General features: G+C 62.0%; 14 protein-coding genes. 8 read left to right on the top strand and 6 right to left on the bottom strand.

The genetic code is table 11. From position 1 onward, the window contains the following. Nucleotides 1–296: 296 nt before the first annotated feature. Both YWU_RS17930 and YWU_RS17925 read left to right on the top strand, forming a co-directional pair. Nucleotides 297–650 carry an RNHCP domain-containing protein gene (locus YWU_RS17930; protein WP_205618322.1) on the top strand — a complete coding sequence of 118 codons (354 nt, stop codon included), beginning with the start codon at nucleotides 297–299 and terminating at the stop codon, nucleotides 648–650. Then, nucleotides 535–1,086 carry an RNHCP domain-containing protein gene (locus YWU_RS17925; protein ID WP_338025284.1) on the top strand — a complete coding sequence of 184 codons (552 nt, stop codon included), beginning with the start codon at nucleotides 535–537 and terminating at the stop codon, nucleotides 1,084–1,086. The genes YWU_RS17930 and YWU_RS17925 overlap by 116 nt, the downstream gene beginning before the upstream one ends. A gap of 21 nt (nucleotides 1,087–1,107) precedes the next feature. Here YWU_RS17925 and purT read toward each other — a convergent pair whose 3' ends face one another. Beyond that, entirely contained in the window at nucleotides 1,108–2,379 is a 1,272-nt protein-coding gene (purT, locus tag YWU_RS16210) for a formate-dependent phosphoribosylglycinamide formyltransferase (RefSeq protein ID WP_051260238.1), read from the bottom strand. A 108-nt stretch (nucleotides 2,380–2,487) separates the two neighbouring features. Between purT and YWU_RS0109585 the strand changes: the two genes are divergently transcribed. Together YWU_RS0109585 and YWU_RS0109580 are read left to right on the top strand one after the other, a co-directional pair. Next, nucleotides 2,488–3,288, top strand: a complete 801-nt coding sequence (locus YWU_RS0109585; protein ID WP_027020297.1) for a TSUP family transporter — start codon at nucleotides 2,488–2,490, stop codon at nucleotides 3,286–3,288. A 170-nt stretch (nucleotides 3,289–3,458) separates the two neighbouring features. Continuing rightward, on the top strand, nucleotides 3,459–3,860 hold the full coding sequence (locus YWU_RS0109580) for a hypothetical protein (protein ID WP_027020296.1): 402 nt from the start codon (nucleotides 3,459–3,461) through the stop codon (nucleotides 3,858–3,860). Between the two features lie 152 nt (nucleotides 3,861–4,012). Here the strand turns inward: YWU_RS0109580 and YWU_RS0109575 are convergent, their stop codons facing one another. Both YWU_RS0109575 and YWU_RS0109570 read right to left on the bottom strand, forming a co-directional pair. Beyond that, on the bottom strand, nucleotides 4,013–4,699 hold the full coding sequence (locus YWU_RS0109575; protein ID WP_027020295.1) for a CE1759 family FMN reductase: 687 nt from the start codon (nucleotides 4,697–4,699) through the stop codon (nucleotides 4,013–4,015). 2 nt (nucleotides 4,700–4,701) lie between these two features. Further along, nucleotides 4,702–5,823, bottom strand: a complete 1,122-nt coding sequence (locus tag YWU_RS0109570) for an LLM class flavin-dependent oxidoreductase (protein ID WP_027020294.1) — start codon at nucleotides 5,821–5,823, stop codon at nucleotides 4,702–4,704. 122 nt (nucleotides 5,824–5,945) lie between these two features. Between YWU_RS0109570 and YWU_RS0109565 the strand changes: the two genes are divergently transcribed. Together YWU_RS0109565 and YWU_RS0109560 are read left to right on the top strand one after the other, a co-directional pair. After that, the gene (locus tag YWU_RS0109565) at nucleotides 5,946–7,244 is read left to right on the top strand and encodes a glutaminase (protein WP_027020293.1); all 1,299 of its coding nucleotides are present in this window, start codon (nucleotides 5,946–5,948) and stop codon (nucleotides 7,242–7,244) included. Nucleotides 7,245–7,422: 178 nt separating this feature from the next. Beyond that, entirely contained in the window at nucleotides 7,423–8,361 is a 939-nt protein-coding gene (locus YWU_RS0109560) for an AraC family transcriptional regulator (protein ID WP_205618321.1), read from the top strand. 527 nt (nucleotides 8,362–8,888) lie between these two features. On the opposite strand, the gene YWU_RS0109550 is transcribed toward YWU_RS0109560, so the two are convergent. Next, entirely contained in the window at nucleotides 8,889–9,857 is a 969-nt protein-coding gene (locus YWU_RS0109550; protein ID WP_027020291.1) for a nucleoside hydrolase, read from the bottom strand. A 298-nt stretch (nucleotides 9,858–10,155) separates the two neighbouring features. On the opposite strand from YWU_RS0109550, the gene YWU_RS16205 reads away from it, so the two are divergent. Next, nucleotides 10,156–11,817 carry an ABC-F family ATP-binding cassette domain-containing protein gene (locus YWU_RS16205; RefSeq protein ID WP_034647644.1) on the top strand — a complete coding sequence of 554 codons (1,662 nt, stop codon included), beginning with the start codon at nucleotides 10,156–10,158 and terminating at the stop codon, nucleotides 11,815–11,817. On the opposite strand, the gene YWU_RS0109540 is transcribed toward YWU_RS16205, so the two are convergent. Next, nucleotides 11,772–12,938 (bottom strand): uroporphyrinogen-III synthase, encoded by a 1,167-nt coding sequence (locus YWU_RS0109540; protein ID WP_205618320.1) that lies wholly within the window; start codon nucleotides 12,936–12,938, stop codon nucleotides 11,772–11,774. The genes YWU_RS16205 and YWU_RS0109540 overlap by 46 nt on opposite strands. Beyond that, a complete protein-coding gene (gene cobA / locus YWU_RS16200) occupies nucleotides 12,935–13,570 on the bottom strand; it encodes a uroporphyrinogen-III C-methyltransferase (RefSeq protein ID WP_051260237.1) in 636 nt (211 codons plus the stop codon). Before cobA ends, YWU_RS0109540 begins: the two co-directional genes overlap by 4 nt. A gap of 53 nt (nucleotides 13,571–13,623) precedes the next feature. On the opposite strand from cobA, the gene YWU_RS0109530 reads away from it, so the two are divergent. After that, the coding region (locus tag YWU_RS0109530) for a transposase (RefSeq protein WP_034647558.1) at nucleotides 13,624–13,850 on the top strand (227 nt) is incomplete at its 3' end.

Below are 13,850 nucleotides of genomic sequence, written 5' to 3'. Positions count from 1 at the left end.
CAAGAAGTACCGCGTACGCTGCATACACCGTTCACTACGGCTCGTCGCGTCGGTCGAAAGCTTTTTTCCTCATCGGGGGCACCTGCTACCGTGATGTGCATAAAATCTTGTCGACCATGTGGTTTCCCCATGGTGATCTCACGAAAAGGTGTTTGATGTCCCGGCTAGCGCCGAGTGCGCTCCACACAACCGCTGTCTAACGCGGACCCCCATCCACGCGCGGGTGGAGACATCAGGCGAACCCACTCGGCCTGCTCTCGTTGCCATTAATTCAATGTTCTTTTTCGGGAGCACAGGTGTCTCACTACACACCACACGACCATTCATTCATCTGCCCATGGTGCGGCTTCACGCCAGAATCTATGGAGCACAGCGCGCACGCGCGCACCCACTGCCCCTCGTGCCTCGACGGCGTCCACGCCGTCGACCCGCACGCCCCGGATGACAGTGCCTGTCTCGGCAAGACGATCGTCATAGCTATCGCTCCGTCGAGAAGCGGAGGGTGGAACCTCATCCACCGATGCACCGCCTGCGATGAGCTCAGGGCCCATCCAGTGCGAGAGGACGACAACCGGTACATCCTCATCCGCACGGCGATCGGCCCGATGTCGAATCCGCCATTCCCCCTCGACATGCTCGACCGACCCTAAAGAAAGGAGAAAATCGATGCCACGCAAAAACCATCCGGATCACAGCAAAGGGAGCCGGCGACGGACAACAACGCCTCTGCGGCACCAAATAGCAGGAAGCGGAGCGAACTTCCGGTGCGTCGGGTGCAAGTTGGAGATCCCCTGGCAGGCTCCAGGCACGACCCACCGCAACCATTGCCCGACCTGCCTGACCAGCCTCCACGTGGATGCACGTGTACCCGGCGACCGCGCATCAGACTGCCGAGGCCGAATGGCTCCGATCGCGCTTAGCTCACGGGCCGATGGCAAATGGCTGATCATCCACGAATGCCTGTCCTGCGGCGAACTCAGCGCAAACCGCAGCGCCGGCGGCGACAACGCATTCACGCTGGTCAGCATGGCGACAACGGCCCTAGTAACTGTTCAGAGCACTGCCGACGCCTTAGTGTCGACGTAGGGGGACGCCGGCGGCGGAGTCTTAGGACTCCGCAGACTGGTCCTCGGTGGCCTCTGCTGCGTAGGCACGATCACGTGCCTCGTCGTGGGTCAGCACCTCGATGGAAGATGCCGCCTGATCAGCGCGGACTCTCGCCGACTCAACGTCTTCGGCCGTCACCACTGCAACTCCCAATCGACGACGCTCAGACCCAAAGGGCTTTCCGAACAACCGGATATCCGCTTCCGGAACCTCCATCGCTGCGGCCAGGCCTGCGTACGCCGGGGCGTCGATGTCGCGACCGCCGTAAACCACAGCGGAGGCACCCGGGGAGGTCAGCGTGACATCAACCGGAAGTCCAAGGATCGCACGGGCATGCAGCTCGAACTCAGAGAACCTTTGAGTTCCCATAGTGACCAGACCGGTGTCGTGCGGACGGGGGCTGACCTCGGAGAACCACACGTCATCACCACGGACGAAGAGCTCCACACCGAACAGTCCGCGCCCACCCAGTGCACCGGTGACACGCGCTGCGACGGAGCGGGCATTATCCAGCGCAATGCTGGACATTGGCATCGGCTGCCAGGACTCCACGTAGTCGCCGTTCTCCTGGCGGTGCCCGATCGGCTCGCAGAACCAGGTGGCACTCTCACCGGTGGACGGGTCGATGGATCGAACCGTCAGCAAGGTGATCTCGTACTCGAAGTCGACAAAGCCCTCGACGATCACCCGACCGGAGGCCACTCGCCCACCGCTCATCGCGTAATCCCATGCGGCGTCGATCTCGTCCTCGGTCTTGATCGTGGATTGGCCCTTGCCAGAGGAGCTCATCACCGGCTTGACCACACACGGCAGTCCAATGAGGTCAATTGCCGTACGGAATTCCTCGTAAGTGGAGGCGAAGCCGAACCGGGACGTCGGGAGGCCGAGCTCTTCGGCGGCAAGACGCCGGATGCCCTCACGGTTCATCGTCAGCTGAGCAGCGCGAGCGGTCGGAACAACCGTGGCAGTGCCGGCGGCCTCAACGTCGACGAGGGCGTCCGTCGCCAGAGCCTCAATCTCCGGGACGATGAAGTGCGGCTGCACCTCCTCCACCAGCGCGGTCAACGCCTCCGGATCGGTCATATCGACCTGGTACCACTGGTGCGCGACCTGCTGCGCCGGAGCGTGCGAGTACCGATCCGCCGCATGCACCTCAACCCCGAGGCGCTGGAACGCGATCGCGACTTCCTTGCCGAGCTCACCGGACCCCAGTAGCAGCACCCGCAGCGCTGATTCGGTGTACGGCGTGCCCGTGGTTGTCGGAATGAACATTCCTGAGCTCCCTCAGAGACTTTGCTTAACGACGGCGCCTTCAATCCACGCCCTTTCCTTAGAAACACTAGTCAACATGGCTGGCGCCAACAGGTTTCCGGGAGGATCATGGTCGAGGTGGACTGGACAATCCTCTTATTTGGAGCAGCCTTCGCCGGCTGGGTCGACGCAATCGTCGGAGGTGGCGGACTCATTCTGGTCCCCCTGCTGATGATGTTTGGGCCGGCAGTAGCCCCGGGATTCCAACCGGTTAATGCCCTGGCGACGAACAAATTGGCTGCGGTATGGGGCACCGGAAGCGCGGCAATAACACTTGTCCGGAAGGTTCGACCGGAGCCGCGACTGGTCGTTCTATTGGCCGCCGTCGCCGGTATCGGCTCTGCCTTCGGCGCGCTGCTGGCGACATTGATGTCCAGCGACATGCTCCGCCCCGCCGTCATTGTGTTGTTAGTGGCAGTCGGAATCTTCGTGGCCTTCACCCCGAGCTTCGGCACTACCGGCGACGATTCCTTGCCTCTGACCTGGCGAATGGTCGCGCTTGCCGCGTTGGCCACTACCGCGATCGGAACCTACGACGGCTTCTTCGGCCCTGGCACCGGCACCTTCCTCATCCTCGCCCTAACCGCGATTCTGGGGAGGACGTTCCTCATGGCCTCGACGTTGGCGAAGGTCGCAAACACTGCCACGAACCTCGGTGCGCTCATTGTCTTCGCACTCGGCGGTCACGTGCTGTGGTTGCTCGGCCTAGCGCTGGCGATGGCGAACATCGCCGGCGCTCAGATCGGAGCACGGATGGTGATCGGCAGAGGCGCGGGATTCGTCCGGATCGTGCTGCTGGCCGTGGTTGTGGTGATGGCCGCCAAACTCAGTTGGGATCAATGGGGCGATGCGCTGGTCGGGTTCTTCTGACCATTTCATCGGGCCCGCAGCGGCCGATGCTTCGCGGTTGCCTGCTCGGAACCTCCGCTGGACACTCATCGCCCCAGTGATGACTGATTCCGATCACTTCGATATTCCGCGACCTGGGGAAATGCGAATCCGAGCGATCGGGATCAGTCACCTCTGGTAGCCAGGGAGTCATGTTTGATCTGCCTGACATCAGCGAAATCCTCGAAGACTTCGCATCAGAAGCTCGGACGACCGTTGACTGGATGATCTCCCGTGCCGAGCACTACGGGATCGACTCTGACTCGCCTTGGAGTGCGAAATCTCTACGGTCGGTCGGGGCCCGCTACCTCGATGACGACGTCGAGTTCACGATCGAAGAGTTAGGCGCGTTCCTAGGCGAGGGGATGATCCGGGAACACAACGGCCGGTGGAGGGTCCTCATTACTGAGGGCGATGCCCCGATGACTCGAACTCTGAGGTTCTCGGTCAGGTTCGAAAAATCGGGAGCACACCCAGTTGGATATGTCGGGATGCTCGTCGAGAACAACGATCCAGAGGTACTGGTCGCCCTGATGGAGTCCGTAGGGCGCTGACCCCTGTTCCGTAGGAGGCGGTACCTCGTCCCGTAGCTGATGGGTAGGCGCTACCTGGGGAAATGCTCCTACCCAGCTACGAACTGAGGTATCGGATCGTCGAGATGTCGGGGAGTCAGGGGCGGGACAGGAAGTAGCGGGGCCGGGTCAGGTCAGGAGGTGGCGCCGGTGTGGTTGTTCAGGAGCGAGTGGAATGTGTCGCCGTCGAGTTCGAAGGCGTCGTCGAAGGCAGCTCCGAAGGCACCTGCTGAGTCAGTGTCCGGGCTCGGCCCCGGGGACAGCGACGGCGAGGCCGAGGTGGCACTGCTTGCCGACGAGCCAGTGGCACCAGCAAGGGCAGCGACGATCTCAGTGGCAGCGCGCTCATAGCGTGTGGTGAGGCTGTCCGCGCCACCGAAATCGTCGGTGGCGGCGAAAACACCGGTCGGGAGGACTGTGGCCTGCAGGTATGCAAACAGCGGTCGCATAGCGAAATCCAAGACCAGCGAATGGCGTGCGGTTCCTGCGGTAGCGACAAGGGTGACCGGGATTCCCGCGATGGCGGTCTTGTCCACGGTGTCGAAGAACATCTTGAACAGTCCGGAGTAGCTGCCTTGGAATGTGGGGGTCGCGGCGATGATGGCGTCGGCGGATTCAAGGAGGCTGTGGGCCTGGGAGAGCGCCTGAGAGGGAATCATCGTGGTCATGAAGGTGGCCAGATCCCCTGCGAGGGAGCGCAGGTCGATGACCTCGACCTGGACGTTCATCTGACGCTCGACGGCAGCGGCGACGCCAGAGGCGACATCGAAGGTGGTCGATGGGGTGCTCAGGCCAGCGTTAACGATGACGAGGTTCTTCATAGTTAGTTCTCCTTCTTTGCCGGTTCGATGAGGTGGTACGGGGTGTGCGGGCCGTCGGCGACGAGGGAGGTGTGCGTCGGCGGGCCGCTGGGGACGTGCGCGGGGCGACGGGCCTCAAATTCCTTGCGCAGGACCGGGACGACCTCGGTACCGAGGATCTCGATCTGTTCCAAGACAACCTCCTTGGGCAGGCCCGCGTGGTCGACGAGGAAGAGCTGGCGCTGGTAGTCGCCGACGGCATCGGCGTATCCGAGGTATCGGTCGATGACCTGGTCGACGGTGCCGACAGTCAGCGGAGTCATCTGGGAGAACTCCTCCATGCTCGGTCCGTGGCCGTAGACGGGGGCGTTGTCGAAGTAGGGGCGGAAGTACTCCTTAGCCTTCTGCTCGGTGTCGCCGATGAAGACCTGACCGCCCAGCCCGACGATCGCTTGGTCGGCGGCACCGTGGCCGTGCGCTTCGAAGCGACGGCGGTAGCTATTGACCATCTTCTGAGTGTGCTCGATGTTCCAGAAGATGTTGTTGTGGAAGAAGCCGTCTCCGTAATAGGCAGCCTGCTCAGCAATCTGCGGAGACCGAATGGAGCCGTGCCAGACGAATGGCGGGGTGTCATCGAGCGGACGCGGCGTCGAGGTGAATCCCTGCAGCGGCGTGCGGAACTGCCCCTTCCAGGAAACGTTCTCCTGCCGCCAGAGAGTCCGCAGCAGATGGTAGTTCTCCACTGCGAGCGGGATCCCCTGTCGGATGTCCTGGCCAAACCACGGGTACACCGGCCCGGTGTTGCCGCGGCCAAGCATCAGGTCGATGCGGCCGCCAGATAGGTGCTGCGCGTAGGCGTAGTCCTCGGCGAGGCGGACAGGGTCGTTGGTGGTGATGAGGGTTGTGGCCGTGGAGAAGCGGAGCTTCTCGGTCTGGGCGGCCAGGTGCGCCATCAGGATCGGCGGGTTGGCCGGAGCGACGAACGGCGGGTTGTGGTGCTCGCCGGTGGCGAAGACGTCGAGGCCAACCTCTTCCGCCTTCTTTGCGTACTCGACGGTCGCGGCGATGCGCTCATGCTCACTGGGTGCGCGGCCTGTAGTGGGGTCCGGGGTGACATCGCCGATGGTGAAGATTCCGAAGTCCATTGCGCTCTCTTTCCTGGTTGGTACCGCCGTGGTTGGTACCGCTGAAACTACTCTTCCATTTACATGACATGTCAACAACATGTGGTGGCGGTGTATTCCCCGAACTCTGGTACCAATGTCACATGAAGTCACCGATACCCGATTACCTGGACAAAGTCCTCGTCGACATTCGCGCTGACGGCGACGGTGGTGAACGGGCCGACCATATCCCGGAACTAGCTGATGCAGAACCAGACCGGCTGGCCGCAGTAATCGTGACGACCGATGGCGAGATCTACGCCTGTGGCGACTCGGACGAAGAATTCTCGATCCAGTCCATCGCCAAACCCTTCGCCTACGCGCTGGCAGTCCAGGACCGCGGCTGGGACGAAGTCCACTCCAAGGTGGGCGTGGAGCCCTCCGGCGAAGCCTTCAACGAACTTTCCATGGACTGCGAGGGCCGCCCCTACAACCCGATGATCAACGCCGGCGCCATCACCGTGCACTCGATGCTGGTGGGACCAGAGGCCTCCCCCGAAGAGAAACTCGACCGGGTCATCAAGGGCTTATCCGCGTTCGCCGGGCGAGAACTATCAATCGACGAACGAGTCTGTGGCTCTGAACTTGACCACGCGCACCGCAACCTCGCGATCGCCCACATGCTCAGCGGATATGAAGCTCTCGAGGAAGAAGCCACCGACGTTGTCGAGGGCTACACCAGACAAAGCTCTCTGCTCGTGACCACTCGCGATCTGGGTGTCATGGCAGCGACGCTTGCCAATGACGGGGTGAATCCGGTGACGGGAGAGAGGGTAATTGGAGGGGACGTCGTAAAGCAGGTTTTGAGCGTGATGACCACCTGCGGCATGTATGACGCGGCGGGTGACTGGGTGACTCAGGTTGGTATCCCTGCGAAAAGCGGGGTCGCCGGCGGTGTGATCGGCGCGCTACCGGGACAGCTGGGCATCGCGACGTTCTCACCGCGTCTCGACGAACACGGCAACAGCGTGCGCGGCGTCGCACTATTCGAGCGGATGTCCGCGGATCTGGGACTTCACCTGATGCACGTCCCGGCGATGGACCGCTCGGTGATTCGCGACATCACCGTGATCGACGCGAGCGGAGGCGCATCAGGGTCGAGCGGTGAAGTTCGTGTCGTCGAGGTCCAGGGCAGCATCCGATTCTCTGGCGCTGAGCGGCTGGTGCGGCAGGTCTACGAAGGAGTCAACGACGGTGAATTCACGGAGAAGGGCATTGCGCTCGACCTGACGGCGGTGCATGCGATCGACATCGCGGCGCAGACCCTGATTCTGGAAATCCTCGAACGACTCTGCGCGGACGGCAAGGACGTCTATCTGATCGACCCGGACGATGTCATTCCCGAGGCGGAAGCGCGAGGCGACGGCACACTCACGGTGATCGAGACCCGCGAGGAACTGTAAGTCGCGTCCTCAACCTGGCTGGTGGAACGGTTCCGATAAAAGCGACTTTACCAGGGGAAATGCCTGGCCAGAGGAGGCCCAGCAGCCGTTAGGAGCACCCGACAGAACGGCGCACGAATAGTCGGACATCACCCCTAGGCTTGATCGTAGTTTTGGTGCATCGGGGACAAACGCCCCGATGATGATCAGGTACCGCGTCAAGCACGCCGCTTGCGACGAGGGAGTGTCAATGGACAGCTGGAACACCGCCATGGGGCTCATCGAAGAACACCTCACGGTTGCCGATGGCGACTTGGACATTAACGATCTTGCCCGCACCGCTTTCACGACGGAGCATCACTTCCGCCGCATGTTCTCGTCTCTTGCTGGGATGCCGTTGTCTGGGTACATCCGGCGTCGTCGGCTGACGGTCGCCGCCGCTGAGATTGTCGACGGTGACGACGCGATTCAGGACATCGCCGTGAAGTACGGGTACTCCTCCGCCGATGCGTTCAGCCGGGCTTTTCGTGTCATTCACGGAATCGGCCCGACCCAGGCCCGGGAGACCGGGGCCACGCTGTGGGCGCAACCTCGCCTGATCATCACACTCACCATCGACGGAGCAGAACAAGTGAACTACCGCCTAGAAACCAAAGATCCATTCACCGTGGTCGGACGTAGCCGGCGCATCCATCTGGTGTGCGAGGGGCCAAATCAGGAGATGATCCAGTTCCACCGCGAGGTCGGCTTAAACACCACGCGCGCGATCGCGGGTTTCTCCACGATCGAACCGGCCGGAGTTCTCAGCGTCTCTACGGACATCGCGGAGGACCGCGCCGAGGGCAGTACTCTCGAGTACTGGATTGGCGCCGCGACCGACGCAGCGCCTGCGAACCCGCAGGCTGGAAATGAGCCTTTCGACGTCCTTAACGTCCCCGCCCACACCTGGCTCGTGCTCACCTCCGACGGTCCGGAGACCGAGCAGATCGAGCAGCTATGGGTTGACGCTTACGGAAAGTGGTTCCCTGCGAACCCGTACAGCACGGTGCCGGGCCCAGAGATTGTCACTACGCTTCTCGACGCCAACGGCCACCACACCCACTCCGAGCTCTGGCTCCCCGTGGAACGGGACTCATGAATTCCCGTTGATTTCACCGGAGACTTGCACCCCTAGCTCGTCGGAATCTGCGTCGGATTCGTTGAGTTCATGGCTGAGCTTGTCTTCGTCGTCACTGCTGAAGTCATCGCCGTTTTCTCGCTGTTCGGTGAGGTCTCTGATGATGTCGCGATGTCCGGACTCTAAGCGTCCTGGACAGTGCCGGGTGCGAGATCCGCCGACAGAAGCTGTTGTGTTCATCCGCGAGGAAGTAACTGCCCAAGTGCAGGATCACCGCGCCGGCCACCGCCATCACCACGCCGGATAGCAGCGCGCCCCACAGACCATAGAAACCGAAGGACACGAAGTACTGGATCACCTCGAGGCCGGTGGCAAAGCCCGCACCGACCAGTAGTCCCAGGAATGCCATCGATATCTTGATCTGATCCTTCACCGGTCCATATCCTCCTGAAGTTGTCCTGAAACTTTGAATAACAGTTAGATCGCCGGAGGTTACCGGAAAACGAGGATCGTCCGGATTCCCGCTGGTCACGGCATTCCACACCGAGCTACAACGCTAGGACCCGCCTCAGCTCTTCGTGGACTTCTGCCGGATCCACGTCCTCGATGAGTCTCACGTTTGTTCCCCGTGAAACCTCGCCTTCAACGACCTCCGCCACCTGCACTGTTCCGCGCGCGCCCTCAACGCTTTCCAAACGAACCAGACGAGATCGCTTCCCGACGTCCCCAACCCCACCCGACGCCACCATCGCCGCATACAGGTCATGGACCTGCGCTAAATAACCTTCGCCCTGCGAGCGGTGGAACCCGAAGTAGAAGCGCAGGGCTTGCTCCACCACCTCGCCAAGTTCACCAGGAATGGCCCAGGCCTCCACATCTGTGGGATCAACCGTGACCTGCTCGGTCACTTTCAGCGAGCACAGCGTGAATTCCAGGTCTGAATCCACCACGGTTTTCACAGCATCCGGGTCGACCCAAAAATTCCATTCGGCGGTGGGAGTCGTATTCCCTGGGTGATTCACCGCACCTCCCATCACTGTCACTCCGCTGAATTCGCTGGCAAGGTCCAGGTGCCGGGCAGCTGTGGTCAAGGGTCCGGTGATGAGGAGGTGAGGTGTGGGGAGGGAGGCGTCGGGAAGCGAGTTTTTCCACAACCCTGGCGCGGCGCCGACGGCGTCGCAGGAGCCCAGGCTGGCTGACGGCGGGCGGGCGAAGCCGAGGCCGAACTCGCCATGAGTCTCCGGGGTGGTGGTCAACGGCACGGACAGCGGCGCTCCATAACCGGCGGCGACGGGGATGTCGCTCGCGCCGCACAGATCGAGGATCCACTGTGAGTTCCGAGCCGCCTGGCACACCGTGGTGTTGCCCGCGGTGCACGTGACCGCGACGAGTTCAATTTCCCCCGCGAGGTGACGTTTAGCCAGGTAGATGAGGGCGAGCATGTCGTCGATACCGGTGTCGACATCCGCAACAATGCGTGGCTGATTGGTGCGGGCGGTGGAATTCGAACTGGTCATGGCTGCCATCGTAGGAGGCCACGAGGATGATCAGGACCTTGCGCTGCTCCCTCGTCCCTGCCTATGGTCACTGACATGCAGTGCAACATCTGGGTAACGAACCCCGCGATCCGTATCTGGTCCCTCCGCTGACGGCGGCGGACCATACGTTGATCTTCTAACTCGTACATTTTTGTAGTTCGCCAGCCGTCCCGGAAAAACATCCATTCCGGACGGCAGTTTCCGCATGCCCGAATGATCTTCGGCCCATGCGATAGCGCGCAGTCGCCCCCTGCCGTCCTCATCCCACGAGGACACCATGCGAAACACCCACCCCAAGCCCACTGAACCCACTTCCAGCGCCGCCCACATCCGGGCCGACAACATCAACGTAATGCTCGGCGATCGACAGGTGCTCACGGACAGTAGTGTCACCGTTTCTGCGGCGAATCGGACCAGACTCGCCATCGTCGGCGAGAACGGCCGCGGCAAATCCACACTTCTCAAAGTCCTTGCTGGCGAACTGATTCCAGACAGCGGAACCGTCTCCCGAGCAGGTTCAATCGCCGTCGCCGAGCAGGAGCTGGGCTCCCACTCTTTCGATGGCACCGCCCGCACCGTGGGCGATCTGATCAGTAGTCACATCCGCGAGTCTCTCGACGCTCTCATCGCTCTCGACCACGCCACTGTTGCTCTCACCGAGGGCACTCCTGGTTCCGACGACGCCTATTCTCACGCCCTCGACCACGCCACTCGCCTCGACGCTTGGGATGCCGAGCGACGCGTCGATATTGCGCTGGCCAGACTCAATGCCTGCACGGAGCGTGCGCGTGTGTTGACGACCCTGTCCGTCGGGCAGCGCTACCGCGTGCGCCTGGCGTGTGTGCTCGGCGCCCGCCCAGACATCCTGTTGCTCGATGAGCCGACCAATCACCTTGATGCCGACGGAATCGATTTCCTCACCGCGCGCCTGCGCGAGCACCCAGGAGCCGTCGCTGTGGTCAGCCACGACCGCCAATTGCTTTACGACGTCCCCCTCACCTTCCTCGACCTCGACCCCTCAATCGACCTGCGACCCAGGTCCTACTCCGGTGGCTACGACGGGTGGCGCGAGGGCCGACGTCGCGATCGTGCCGACTGGGAGCAACGCTTCGCGGACCAACAAGCCGAGTCGCAGCGCCTGGAGTCAGCAGTTGACGACGCCCGCAGCCGGCTCAGCACCGGCTGGCGTCCAGAGAAAGGTCACGGCCGACACGAGCGAGCGAACCGCACCGCCGGTGTCGTGCAAGCTTTCAACCGCCGAGTCCGCGACTTGGAAGAACACGCGGTCGATGTGCCGCCGCCTCCCCTTGACTTCCGCTTCCCGGAGCTGCCAGCGCGCACCGGAAAGTCCGTGGTCACCGCTTCCAACCTGCTTTCCGACGCCCACTTCCACCCCGATACCCCACCCATCTCCCTATCCATCTCTGTGGGAGACAAATTCCTCCTGGTCGGCCCCAATGGCTCAGGCAAGTCCACGCTGCTGAACCTGCTGACCGGACGGCTAGATCCAACCTCCGGCTCCATCACCCGCCAGCCCGACGCCCAGATCGCCTACCTCACCCAGGAAGCCCCTAACTGGACCGACCCACAGAACTCCGATGCCACACCCCGCACCATCTGCCCAGCCGCATCATCGATGGGACTGCTGGATTCCACCGCAATGAGAACTCCAGTGAGTCGTCTGTCCGAAGGCCAAAGGCGGCGACTGCAGATCGCCGAGCTGCTCGCCGGCTCGCCTGACTTGCTGATCCTCGACGAGCCCTCAAATCACCTGTCCACCAGCCTCGTCGACGATCTAACGGACGGCCTGAAGAACACCGGTGTCGCGGTCATCGTGGCAACTCACGACCGGAAAATGCTCGTCGATCTGAAGGAGTGGCCGCAGCTCTCTACTTATCCCACTGCCGTCAACGGACGTTCTTCTGCCGCCAGCCGGTAGCCACGCTTGTACACAGTCTCGATGATCTCTGGAATGCCCAGAGCTTCCCGGATTCTCGCGATCGTTACTTCCACCGCCCGCTCAGTCAGGCCCCCACGCTCAGCGAGATCACCCCGGGAGAGCACCACACCGGCATCCTCGGCGAGCAGTCGGAGTAGATCAGTCGCTGTCCGGCCAAGTTCATAGAAAGCACCGTCCAACAGGACCCCACCTGTTCGGACGTGCATCAGTCCGAACTGGGTCGCGGTGCCGGTCTCCTCGCCAGCCAAGTGACTGACGACGATTCGCACCAGCGCGCCCAACCTGAAGCGCTCCGGTGTAATTGGTTCAATGCCGCAGAGCTTCAAGGGATCAGCGGTTACCGAGCCTACGGCTGCAAATACCGTGCGATCAGCGGCGGCCTCCACAACCTGTGGAAGTGTCCCGAGCTCTTCGGCGTGACGCAGCCAGGACTTCGCGCCCGGCGCGGAGGTGAACAGCACCGCATCGAAGTCTCCAGCTGCGACCATCCCGGTGGTACGTCCCACCAGGTCAGGATCTGCGGGTGGGCCGTTGCGATAGATAGTCAGCCCGCGGATTTGTGCTCCGGCGTCGGTGAGCATCTTTTCCATCCGGGTGTCGCCATCCCCGTGGTGCTGGATGACTATGTTGCATCCAGCGACACCTTCGGTGATGAGGAATTCAACCAGTTCACGGGAGGTTTCCGATTCTGCGACCCAGTCCACGTCCAGGCCCGCCTGTTGGACTGCTCCTCGTGCTTTCGGACCGCGGACGACGATTTGGGCCATGCTGATGGCGTCGAGAAGGTCCTCGCCAAGTCCGTCAGTTTCGGCGACATCCATCCATCCACGGAATCCGATGCCCGTTGTGGCAATGACGATGTCTGGTGGATCTTCGATGATGCTTCGGGTTGTCTCTAACAATTCGCGATCATCGTAGTGCGGGATGATTGTCAGCGCCGGTGCCACGGTGGTCAGAGCCCCGTGTCGTTGCAAGGCTCCTGCCAGTTCACTGGAGCGGCGGTCGACCGGTAGCAGGATGTCACACCCAGAGAGCGCCTCGGAGATCTGCCGAGCTCCCGAGCCTCGTTGCTCGCGCAGCCTAGTGCGCTTCGCCCTCACCGCGGTCCCGTTTCTGCGGTTTCGTGGTTATGGGCCCCAGCCTTGGTTCCACTGCTAACCAGGTTGTTCAATCCAGAGTCTACTAGCGCCGCAACGTCACCGATGACAATGACAGCCGGGCTCTTCACCGTTTGTTCAACAAGCGCCTGGGCTGCATCGGCCAGGACCGTTGAGGTAGTCCGCTGATTGCTGTGGTGAGCGTTTTCTACGAAGACCACGGGGATCTCGCCGGGAACTCCAGCTGCCAGTGCGGTGTCCGCGAACGTCGGAAAGAAGCCAACTCCCATCAGAAGCACGACAGTCACCGTCGGATCCCTCAGTGCCGCCAGTGTTGCCTCGCCTGGGGCGTGGGTTCCGTTGACTATGTGCACGGCATCAGCGATACCTCTGTGTGTCACGGGCACACCCGCTGCCGCCGGCGCCGCGATCGCACTGCTAATGCCAGGGACCACCTCAACATCAATCCCTAAAGCCCGACATGCCAGCGCCTCTTCGCCACCGCGGCCAAAGACAAAGGGATCTCCACCTTTAAGCCTTACGACGTTCAGTCCTCGCAGCGCCCGTTCCACAATCAGTGCATTGATCTGTTCCTGCGGAACAGGGTGGTGCCCCGGACGCTTCCCGACGTCCACTGGTTCGCCCCGGGTTTAATGGAGGGTAAGAAATTGGAAAAGGAAACCTTCACATGCCCGTCAAGTACACCCCGGAGCTCAAGCAGCGTGCTGTAGAACTCGTGCTCCGCGCCCAAGCCGATCCGGCAACCGCCCACGGCGCGGTCACCCGCATCGCCAATGAGCTCGGCCTCAGCAAAGAATCCCTGCGCGTCTGGGTCCGCAACCACAAACAATCCGGCGCCGACAGCCCCGCTGAATCCCTCGACCTGGAAGCAGAAAACCGCAGACTACGAGTCGA

Origin of the sequence: Corynebacterium sputi DSM 45148 (assembly GCF_000427865.1) — a bacterium.
Lineage (GTDB): Bacteria > Actinomycetota > Actinomycetes > Mycobacteriales > Mycobacteriaceae > Corynebacterium > Corynebacterium sputi.
This window is presented reverse-complemented; position numbering and strand designations above follow the sequence as displayed.

What these genes read in the sequence shown, in the direction of transcription:
- YWU_RS17925 (WP_338025284.1), top strand. Translation starts at nt 535, where the DNA reads ATGAGCTCAGGGCCCATCCAGTGCGAGAGGACGACAACCGGTACATCC.
- purT (WP_051260238.1), bottom strand. Translation starts at nt 2,379, where the DNA reads ATGTTCATTCCGACAACCACGGGCACGCCGTACACCGAATCAGCGCTG.
- YWU_RS0109585 (WP_027020297.1), top strand. Translation starts at nt 2,488, where the DNA reads ATGGTCGAGGTGGACTGGACAATCCTCTTATTTGGAGCAGCCTTCGCC.
- YWU_RS0109580 (WP_027020296.1), top strand. Translation starts at nt 3,459, where the DNA reads ATGTTTGATCTGCCTGACATCAGCGAAATCCTCGAAGACTTCGCATCA.
- YWU_RS0109575 (WP_027020295.1), bottom strand. Translation starts at nt 4,699, where the DNA reads ATGAAGAACCTCGTCATCGTTAACGCTGGCCTGAGCACCCCATCGACC.
- YWU_RS0109570 (WP_027020294.1), bottom strand. Translation starts at nt 5,823, where the DNA reads ATGGACTTCGGAATCTTCACCATCGGCGATGTCACCCCGGACCCCACT.
- YWU_RS0109565 (WP_027020293.1), top strand. Translation starts at nt 5,946, where the DNA reads ATGAAGTCACCGATACCCGATTACCTGGACAAAGTCCTCGTCGACATT.
- YWU_RS0109560 (WP_205618321.1), top strand. Translation starts at nt 7,423, where the DNA reads ATGATGATCAGGTACCGCGTCAAGCACGCCGCTTGCGACGAGGGAGTG.
- YWU_RS0109550 (WP_027020291.1), bottom strand. Translation starts at nt 9,857, where the DNA reads ATGACCAGTTCGAATTCCACCGCCCGCACCAATCAGCCACGCATTGTT.
- YWU_RS16205 (WP_034647644.1), top strand. Translation starts at nt 10,156, where the DNA reads ATGCGAAACACCCACCCCAAGCCCACTGAACCCACTTCCAGCGCCGCC.